At 74.5% G+C, this 8,352-nt stretch carries 9 protein-coding genes and 1 pseudogene; 5 read left to right on the top strand and 5 right to left on the bottom strand.

What is annotated here, in order from left to right:
* The 3 genes and pseudogenes from ABLM29_RS18360 to ABLM29_RS18350 all read right to left on the bottom strand — a co-directional run.
* Positions 1-203: pseudogene (locus tag ABLM29_RS18360) on the bottom strand (SHOCT domain-containing protein); the annotation flags it as partial.
* A gap of 31 nt (positions 204-234) precedes the next feature.
* Complete coding sequence (locus tag ABLM29_RS18355) at positions 235-675, bottom strand: DUF6325 family protein (protein WP_349715935.1); 441 nt, start codon at positions 673-675, stop codon at positions 235-237.
* Positions 676-793: 118 nt separating this feature from the next.
* Complete coding sequence (locus ABLM29_RS18350; protein ID WP_349715934.1) at positions 794-1,441, bottom strand: pentapeptide repeat-containing protein; 648 nt, start codon at positions 1,439-1,441, stop codon at positions 794-796.
* Between the two features lie 93 nt (positions 1,442-1,534).
* Between ABLM29_RS18350 and ABLM29_RS18345 the strand changes: the two genes are divergently transcribed.
* On the top strand, positions 1,535-2,041 hold the full coding sequence (locus ABLM29_RS18345) for a nitroreductase/quinone reductase family protein (protein WP_349715932.1): 507 nt from the start codon (positions 1,535-1,537) through the stop codon (positions 2,039-2,041).
* 86 nt (positions 2,042-2,127) lie between these two features.
* On the opposite strand, the gene ABLM29_RS18340 is transcribed toward ABLM29_RS18345, so the two are convergent.
* Complete coding sequence (locus ABLM29_RS18340; protein ID WP_349715930.1) at positions 2,128-2,742, bottom strand: GyrI-like domain-containing protein; 615 nt, start codon at positions 2,740-2,742, stop codon at positions 2,128-2,130.
* Positions 2,743-2,911: 169 nt separating this feature from the next.
* Here ABLM29_RS18340 and ABLM29_RS18335 point away from each other — a divergent pair, with 169 nt between their 5' ends.
* From ABLM29_RS18335 to ABLM29_RS18325, 3 genes are all read left to right on the top strand, one after another.
* A complete protein-coding gene (locus ABLM29_RS18335) occupies positions 2,912-4,285 on the top strand; it encodes a hypothetical protein (protein ID WP_349715929.1) in 1,374 nt (457 codons plus the stop codon).
* 49 nt (positions 4,286-4,334) lie between these two features.
* Positions 4,335-4,805, top strand: a complete 471-nt coding sequence (locus ABLM29_RS18330) for a PPOX class F420-dependent oxidoreductase (protein ID WP_349715928.1) — start codon at positions 4,335-4,337, stop codon at positions 4,803-4,805.
* Positions 4,806-4,917: 112 nt separating this feature from the next.
* The gene (locus tag ABLM29_RS18325; RefSeq protein ID WP_349715926.1) at positions 4,918-5,592 is read left to right on the top strand and encodes an SRPBCC family protein; all 675 of its coding nucleotides are present in this window, start codon (positions 4,918-4,920) and stop codon (positions 5,590-5,592) included.
* On the opposite strand, the gene ABLM29_RS18320 is transcribed toward ABLM29_RS18325, so the two are convergent.
* Positions 5,577-6,485 (bottom strand): TIGR03086 family metal-binding protein, encoded by a 909-nt coding sequence (locus ABLM29_RS18320; RefSeq protein WP_349715924.1) that lies wholly within the window; start codon positions 6,483-6,485, stop codon positions 5,577-5,579. The genes ABLM29_RS18325 and ABLM29_RS18320 overlap by 16 nt on opposite strands.
* A gap of 166 nt (positions 6,486-6,651) precedes the next feature.
* Between ABLM29_RS18320 and ABLM29_RS18315 the strand changes: the two genes are divergently transcribed.
* A complete protein-coding gene (locus ABLM29_RS18315) occupies positions 6,652-8,319 on the top strand; it encodes an alpha/beta hydrolase (RefSeq protein WP_349715923.1) in 1,668 nt (555 codons plus the stop codon).
* The last annotated feature ends 33 nt before the right edge of the window (positions 8,320-8,352 follow it).

The following is an 8,352-nucleotide window of genomic DNA, read 5'->3' as shown; positions in this document are numbered from 1 at the left end:
GCCGCTGGGGCGGCTGGCGCGGCCGGCGCCGGCGCGGGCGGCGGCTGCTGGTAGGCCGGCTGCTGGTACTGCTGCTGGCGGTACGCCTCGGCGTCCGCCTGCTGGGCCCACCGGCCGGCCTGGCGTCGCGACACCCGGTTCGACACCGCGGTCGCGGTGCCCGCGACCACCGCGGTCCGCGCCATCCCTCTGACAAGTCCCATCGTCCGTCTCCTCTTCCTCGTCGTCCCGGACTCAGGCCTCGGCGCCCTCGAGCGCGTCGAGCGCCGAGAGCACGTCCTCGGCCGGGATCCTGCCGCTGGCGATCACCTCGGCGCCGACCTCGCGCATCGCCGTGACGAACGGCCCCGCCCACGTGTTCTCGTAGACCAGCAGCGCGACGGCGTTGCCGGGCTCGACCATCGCCGCGCCCTCGGCGATGTCGTCCTCACCGAGCAGCCCCGAGCGGACTCCCTCGAAGACCGTGAGGTCGAGCTCGCCGTCGCCGTCGAGGTCGGTGAGCTCCACCGCGGTCACGCTGCCGTCCTCGCCGACGGTGGCCACCACCAGGTCGAGGATCCGGATGATGCCGCGCTCGGTCAGGTCCAGCAGGGCCGCGAGCCCCTGCCCCTGCATCTTGGCCGCGGGGATCTCCACGGCCAGGTAGTCGATCGGTCCCACGTCCTGCTCCGTCACCGTTCCTCCATCGCCGTCACCGTTGGGGCGGGATCGCTCCATGCTCAACCTGCCACGGGGACGGGCGGTACGTCGACACCCCCGTGGGAGCGGATGGGTGAACGCCCGACGGCGTCGGTCAGCCCAGGCGGATGCCGACCTCGGCCGCGAGCTCCGGCGCCAGGTCGAGCAGCTGCGGCACGGTCAGCACCGCGCCCCGCAGGCCGGCCACCGGCGCGACCGACGTCAGCCGGGCCTCGCGCAGGTCCACGTCCTTGAGCCGCGCCCCCGCCACGGTCAGCTCCCGGACCGAGGTGTCCCGGAACGCCACCCGGGTCAGCCTCGCGTCGGTGAGGTCGAGCTCCTCGATGGTGCAGTGCTCCACCAGCAGGTCGTCGACCTCGGCGCCGTGCAGGCCCAGGTGCGCCACCTTGCTGTCGGCGATGCGCAGCGAGCTGACCTTGGCGTCGTACAGGCCGAGGGTGCCGAGCCGGGAGCCGACGATCTCGGTGTCCCGCCAGGCCGAGTCGGATGCGGTCAGCGCGGGCGCGTCGAGCCCGTCGAAGCGGACGTCGAGGAAGCGGCAGCCGGTCAGCTCCGCGCCCGTCGCCCTGGCCCGCACGAGCTCGGTCTCCCGGAAGGTGGTGTCCCACCGCTGGACCCCGTCCAGGACCGCGCCGACCACCCGGTGGCCGTCGGTGCCGCCGTGGTCCAGCGCCACGTCGGCGCCGGCCTCCTCGAGGTCCACGAGCGAGGGGCGGGTGATCCGGGGAGCGGCGACCTTCACGGGGCAAGCCTCGCAGAGCGCGCGTCGGACAGCGTGGGCGGCCGGCTCCGGCACGGCAACCTCCGCGAAACCCGCGCTCGGCACACTGGAGCCATGACGGCTGACCGATCCCCCTTCCGCCGCCTGCACGGGCTGAAGCGCTGGATCTACCGGGACGACCGGCCGAACGCGGTGGCACGCACGCTGAACCGCTTCTGGGCCCGCCAGTACGGCGCCGGCGGCCGCCTCGCCCGCGCCCGCGACGTGCGGCTGGAGGTCACCGGGCGCACGAGCGGCAACCCGGTCAGCTTCCCGGTGGTGCTCGCCGACCTCGACGGCGAGTGGTACTCGGTCTCGATGCTCGGCGAGAACGCCAACTGGGTGCGCAACGTCCGGGCCGCCGGGGGCCGCGCGGTGATCCACCACGGCGACTCCTGGCCGGTCGCGCTGCACGAGCTGCCGCCCGACCGGCGCGCACCGATCCTGAAGCGCTACCTCGACGTCGCGCCCGGCGCGCGCCCGCACGTGCCCGTCGACCGGTCCGCCCCCGTGGCCGACTTCGAGGCGATCGCCGCCGACTTCCCGGTCTTCCGCGTGGAGGGGTTCGCGCCGGCCGGGTGAGCCGGTCGCCCCGCGTCACATGGATCCTGGTCGTCGAACGGCCGATCTAGGGACGGAAATCCATGTGACGCGGCCCCATCCGCGAGTCAGACCGGCGCCACCGGCTGCCGAAGGATCGTGCGCAGCTTCTCGGGCGCGACGCGGCGCGGGTCGCCGAGGTAGATCTCATGGTGCTTGCCGGTGGGCCGCAGCCCGTGGGCGGGCAGGAACTCCTCGTGCATCCGTGCCAGCAGCGGCCCCTCGGCGTCGTACGGGCCGACGTGGAGCGCCTGCACGCAGGTGCCCTCCTCCAGCGCCTCCAGCCGGACTCGGTCGAGCGCGGCGGGCGGGTCCTTCTCGCCGGCCCTCGTGATGGCGGCGTCGACCATCTCGGCGGGGATCCAGTCGGGGACCAGGATCATCATCGTCCAGTCCCACCGGGACTTGTCCCGCCCGGTGGTGAAGGAGGCCATGTCGTCGGCCCACCACAGACCCTCCAGCGGCATCACCACGTAGTCGCGGTCCAGCTCCCGCTTGCTGGCGAACTTGAGCTGGTACGACACCGGGTAGAGCGCGGCGAGCGCGTCGGCGTACTCCGGGGCCGCGTTGGGGTCGCCGTGGCCGTCCACCATGACGAAGCGCTGCGCCGGCACGTCGAGGACCCGGAGCTCGTCGCGGCGCGCCCGGTAGCAGTCGAGCTCCTTCTTCAGGTCCACCTTCATGCGGCCATCCTGCACGCGTCCGCCGACGCCCGCGAGGCACCCGGGCGACGTCGTCCCACCCGTTACTCGATTCCCACCAGCCACGTGTGCTGTTACGGTCAGGAGGTCGGACGACGCTTCATGGGGACCCACCGATCTGGTGACCGCGCCCCGGAAGGACGGTCTCGGCATGGCGCAACAGCCGCAACGGCGCAAGTGGGACTTCAGCCGGCCGTTCGCGGCCCGGTCGATGTGGCTCCTCTTCGCCGGGCTCGTCATCGCCTCCACCGTCCTGGTCGGCTCCCTCTACACCGAGTTCGACCTGGACCCGCCGCACACCGAGGCGGGGCTGCACGCGGCGATCTGGGCGCTGCTGGTGGGCATCTGGGCGACGTCGACGATCGGCTTCCTCGCCCTGGCCAGGTTCGCGCCGGAGAAGCGGACGGACGGTCAGTTCACCGCGCTCCAGGAGTCGCTGTGGCGGGAGTGCCACGCGATGGCGCAGTACGCGCTGGAGCGCGGGCGGACCCCACCCGCCGACGACCTCGAGATCCTGCGGGCGGTGCGGGACAAGGTGTCGGTCGCGGGTCGCGTGCGGGAGAGCCTGACCGCCGACGAGTTCCGACGGCTGGTCGAGTCGCACAAGAAGCTCGCGGCCGACGTGGCGCCGGCGATGCCGAAGACCCTGGCCATCCTCTACTTCGGGCCCTCCGGCCCGCGGGTCGGCGCGATGGACGAGGTGTCGCCGGACTGGCTGAGCCAGCTCGGCCAGGTCCGCCTCGTGCGCACCCTGCTGGGCCTGGCCATCATCCTGCTGCCGCTCTTCATCGCGCTGGCGCTCGCGGTCGGCACGCGGCTGGAGTTCCGCGACGGCCTCTTCGCCGGCGACGTCATCTCCCGCGCCCAGACCGCCTGCTACCTGGTGGTCGCCTCCGCCCTCGGCGCGACCTTCGCCTCGCTGCACAAGGCCCGCCGCTACATCGAGAACCTCAGCTACGACGACCAGTACGAGTCGTCGTACTGGGTGCGGTTCGTGCAGGGTCTGCTGGCCGGGCTGATCCTCGCGGTCCTCTTCTCCCCCACGGTCGACTCGATGAACACGAGCGCCCAGACCAGCACCACCGTCTTCCGGCTCGGCGTGCCGCTGCTGGCGCTGGTCGGGGGCTTCTCCTCCGACCTCGTCTACCGCCTGCTGCGGCGGGTGATCGACGCGATCGAGACGCTCTTCCAGGGCACCCGCTCCGACGCAGCCGCCGCCGAGGTCGAGCGCGCGGAGGCGCGGCTGCGGATGCAGCACGAGGATGCCGAGCGGGAGCGCAAGGCGGCCGTCGCCGCGCGCAGCCACGAGGAGCTGGTCGCGCTCCTCCGGCTGGCCGAGCAGATGCCGACGGACGCCGCGTCCGCCGACGCCCGGGCCACGATCGCCCGGCGGATCGCCGAGCTCCTCGGCACCGCGGAGCCGGAGGACGACGCGACCGGCGGCGCCGGAGGGGGCGGCGCGACGCAGGCCGGCGCCGGGCCGGCCCCTGCCCCGCCGGACCAGCCCCGCCCACCGGGCGCCTAGCCTCGAGGTGACGTCGCCGGAGCGGCCGGCGGCCAGAGAGCGGGGACCGATGCCACGCACCATCGCCACCACCACCCAGGTCGACCTCGACGGGCTGGTGGAGTTCGTCCGCCCACGACACCGCTTCCTGCTGATCACGCGGCGCGCGGACGGCACACCACAGGCCTCACCGGTGACCGGCGGCGTCGACGACGACGGCCGGCTCGTGGTCGCCACCTACCCCGAGCGTGCGAAGACGCGCAACGCCCGGCGCCGCCCCGAGGTGAGTGTGGTCGTCGTCTCCGAGGAGTGGGACGGCCCCTGGGTCCAGGTCTCCGGCACCTGCGAGGTCCTCGACGCGGCGGACGGCGCCGAGGCGCTGGACGCCTTCGTCGCCTACTTCCGCAACATCGCCGGGGAGCACTCGGACTGGGCGGAGTACCGGCAGGCGATGGTCGACCAGGGCAAGTCGCTGCTGCGGATCACGCCGACCTCGTGGGGGCCGGTGGCCACCGGCGGCTTCCCGGCACGGCTGGCCTGACCCGCTCGCAGGCGCCCGTGCGACCCCGCCCCGCGGGACCTTCGCCCCTGGGGCCCCGCGTGCGCGCGACCGACGCTCGACGTGCGAGGGTCGGCGGTCGGAAGGGGCCACGATGGGCACGGCGGTGGTGGTTCTCAGCACGCTGGGCGCGCTCGCCCTCGCGGAGGCGTGCCTGGTCCGGCTGGGCGCGACCCACGGCAGCACCCCCGAGGAGCGCCGGGAGCCCCTGCCCGGCGACGGACGGATCGGTCGCCCGAGCGTCCAGACCGACCACGCGACGACGATCGACGCACCACCGGAGGCCGTCTGGCCGTGGCTGCAGCAGATGGGCTGGGGCCGCGCCGGCTGGTACACCGCGCGCTGGGTCGACCTCGCGTTCTTCCCCGACAACGGGCCGAGCGCCGACCGGGTCGTGCCGGACTGGCAGGACCTCGCGGTCGGCTCGTTCGTCCCGGACGGCCCGCCGGAGACCGAGTGCGGGTTCACCGTGATCGACCTGGAGCCGGCGCGGAGCCTGGTCCTCCGGTCGACCACCCACCTCCCGGCCGAGATCCGCGACGTCGCCTCGGTGGACTGGACCTGGACGTTCCAGCTCACGCCCCTCGACGACGGCGGGCGCACCCGCCTGCACGTCCGCTCCCGGTGGGTGACGGCGCCCTGGTGGCTCACGCTGGTCGCCCGCCTCGGCATCCTGCCCGCCGACTTCGTGATGTCGCGCGACATGCTCGCCGGGATCAGGGCCAGGTCGGAGCGGAGCATGCCGGTCCCGGCTCACCCCTTGACGTAGGAGAGCTTCTCGCAGACCAGGCCGTCCCGGAACCGGAGGACGTCGAGGCCCCGCACGTGACCGGGGTCCGAGCCCGCCCACGCGTACCGCCAGCGGACCACGCCGCGGTCGCCGGCGACGAAGGACTCCTCCTCGGTGAAGGTCATCCCGGGCGTCCCCATCACCTCGGCCCAGGCCTCCCGCACCGCGTCGGTCCCCTCGTGCCGCCGGCCGTCCGGGGCCGGCGCGGTCGCGTCGAAGACGACGTCGTCGGTGACCAGCGCCATCGCGGCCTCCAGGTCCGCGGCGCCGAACGCCGCGTTGAACCGGATCAGCGTCCGGTGGTTGGGGCCCCACGCCGCGTCGCGACCGCAGCGGGCCAGCAGGTCGCCCTGCGGATCGCCGGTCAGCGCCAGCCTCGGGCCGATCGCGCCGGCGCTGCGATAGAGGTCCTCCCGATCGGTGAGCCACTCGGCCACCTCCCGGACGACGTGAGGGTCCATCCGCGGGTCGCCGCCCGTGGCGACCGCCAGGTCCCAGCCGTGGATCAGCTGGTCGGCCGCGAGCTGGCGGGCGTACTCCTCGGTCGGCGTCTCGCCGAACGAGAGGTGCACGGTGCCCCCGCGCGCCAGCGCCGGGGGCATCGCCGCCACCGCCGCCCGGGCGGCCGCGAGCGCCGTGCGGATCGGCTCCGCGCCGAGCACGTCGCCGTCGAAGCGGTCACCGACCTCCTCGATGGTCGCCCCCTCCAGCAGCGGGACCGCCCATAGGCTCTCGCCGGTGACGTGGTTGGCGAGCTCGCGCACGGTCCAGTCCACGCACGGCGTCGGCTCGTCCCACTGGTCGTCCGCCACCTCGTTGACCCGGTCGGCGAGGTACTCGACGGCCCGGTGGTACAGCGTCTCCACATCCATGGTGCGTCCTCTCCCTTGAGGCCGTCTCTGCGGGAGCGCCGGGCGGCACCTCCATCGTGCGCCCCGCGGCGCGCACGCGCATCCCCAAGGTCGGGCGCATCGCCCGACGGCCGCGACGCCCGTAGGGTCGGTCCCGACCCCCGCGGCGCGCCCAGGACGGTGACGAATGGGAGAGACGGACACACCCCGCCCCCGTCCGCTGGCCCGAGCCCGGCGGTGGCTCCGGCCCCTGCCCGCGGGCGTCCTGGGTGGCGTCCTGCTGGCCTGCCTCTCGCTCACCCCGTCCCTGCTCCCCCGGCCCGCGCTCACGCAGGGCGTGCTCACCGGCGTCACCGCCGCGATCGGGTACGGCGTCGGGCTGGTGGTCGGGTGGTGCTGGCGCGGCCTCCGTGGCCGGCCCCGCTCCCCGTGGCCGGCCTGGGCCGTGCGCGCCCTCGCCCTCGGCGGTGCCGCCGCCGGGCTGCTGGCGCTGTCGCTCGGTGCCTGGTGGCAGGAGGAGGCCCACCGCCTCGCCGGGACCGAGCCCACGCCGGTCGCCTTCGTGCTGCTGGTGCCGCCGATCGCCGCGGCGACGGCCGTCCTCCTGGTCGCGATCGCGCGCGGGGTCCGCGTCGGCACCCGGCGGCTGGTGGCGTTGCTGGAGCGCCTCCTGAACCCCTCCGCGGCGCGGGTGCTCGGCGTGCTGCTCGCCGGAGCCCTCGCCTGGGGCCTCGTCACGGGGGTGATCGCCGACCGCGGCCTGGCGGCGCTGGACGCCTCGTTCTCCCTGCGGGACGGGGCGACACCACCGGGCGCAGTGCGGCCGAGCACGCCTCTGCGCTCGGGCAGCGACGCCTCGCTGGTCGCCTGGGACTCCCTGGGCCGCGAGGGCCGCGCGTTCGTCGGCCGGGGCCCGGACGCGGAGCAGATCGAGGACGCGACCGGACGCCCTGCGTCGGAGCCGATCCGGGTCTACGCCGGGCTGGACAGCGCGGAGGACGTCGAGGACCGCGCCGCACTGGCGGTCGACGACCTCGTGCGCGCCGGCGGCCTCGAGCGCTCGCGGATCCTCGTGGTCAGCACCACCGGCACCGGCTGGGTCGAGCCGAGCGCGGCCGCCGGCTTCGAGTACGTCGCCGGCGGCGACTCCGCGATCGTGGCGATCCAGTACTCGTACCTGCCGTCCTGGCTCTCGTTCCTGGTCGACGCCGAGCGCGCCCGGGAGGCGAGCCGGACGCTGTTCGACACCCTCTACGCGCGCTTGTCCGCGCTACCCGCCGCGGATCGCCCCGAGCTCTACGTGTTCGGCGAGAGCCTCGGCTCCTACGGCGGCGAGGTCACCTTCAGCGGCGACCTCGACCTGGCGAACCGGACGTCCGGCGCGCTCTTCGTCGGGCCGCCGCACGCGAACCCGCTCTACCGGCGGTTCGTCGACGGCCGCGATCCGGGGTCGCCGGAGATCGAGCCGATCTACCGCGACGGCCGGATCGTCCGATTCACCACGACCCCCGAACCGCCGCCTCCGACGGACCGGCCGTGGCCCGGCACCCGCGTTCTCTACCTGCAGCACGCCTCCGACCCGGTGACCTGGTGGAGCCCGGAGCTGCTGCTGTCCCGGCCCGACTGGCTGGAGGAGCCGCCCGGCGACGACGTGCCCGGCGCCATGGTGTGGCTGCCGCTCGTGACCTTCCTGCAGGTCTCCGGCGACTTCGCAGGCGCGTTCGCCACCCAGCCGGCACACGGCCACAACTTCTCCGGCGAGCATGCCGCCGCCTGGGTCTCGGTGATGCAGCCGGAGGGATGGACCGAGGAGATGACCGAGCGGCTGCGGGTGGAGCTGCGGCGGGTCCCCTGACGCGCAGCGGCCGGCACCGACCGCATGGTCGGT

This window comes from Nocardioides sp. YIM 152588 (assembly GCF_040191335.1).
In the GTDB taxonomy this organism is placed as follows: Bacteria; Actinomycetota; Actinomycetes; order Propionibacteriales; family Nocardioidaceae; genus Nocardioides.
The sequence above is the reverse complement of the archived record's forward strand: the minus strand, read 5'-3'. Positions and strand labels throughout refer to the sequence as shown.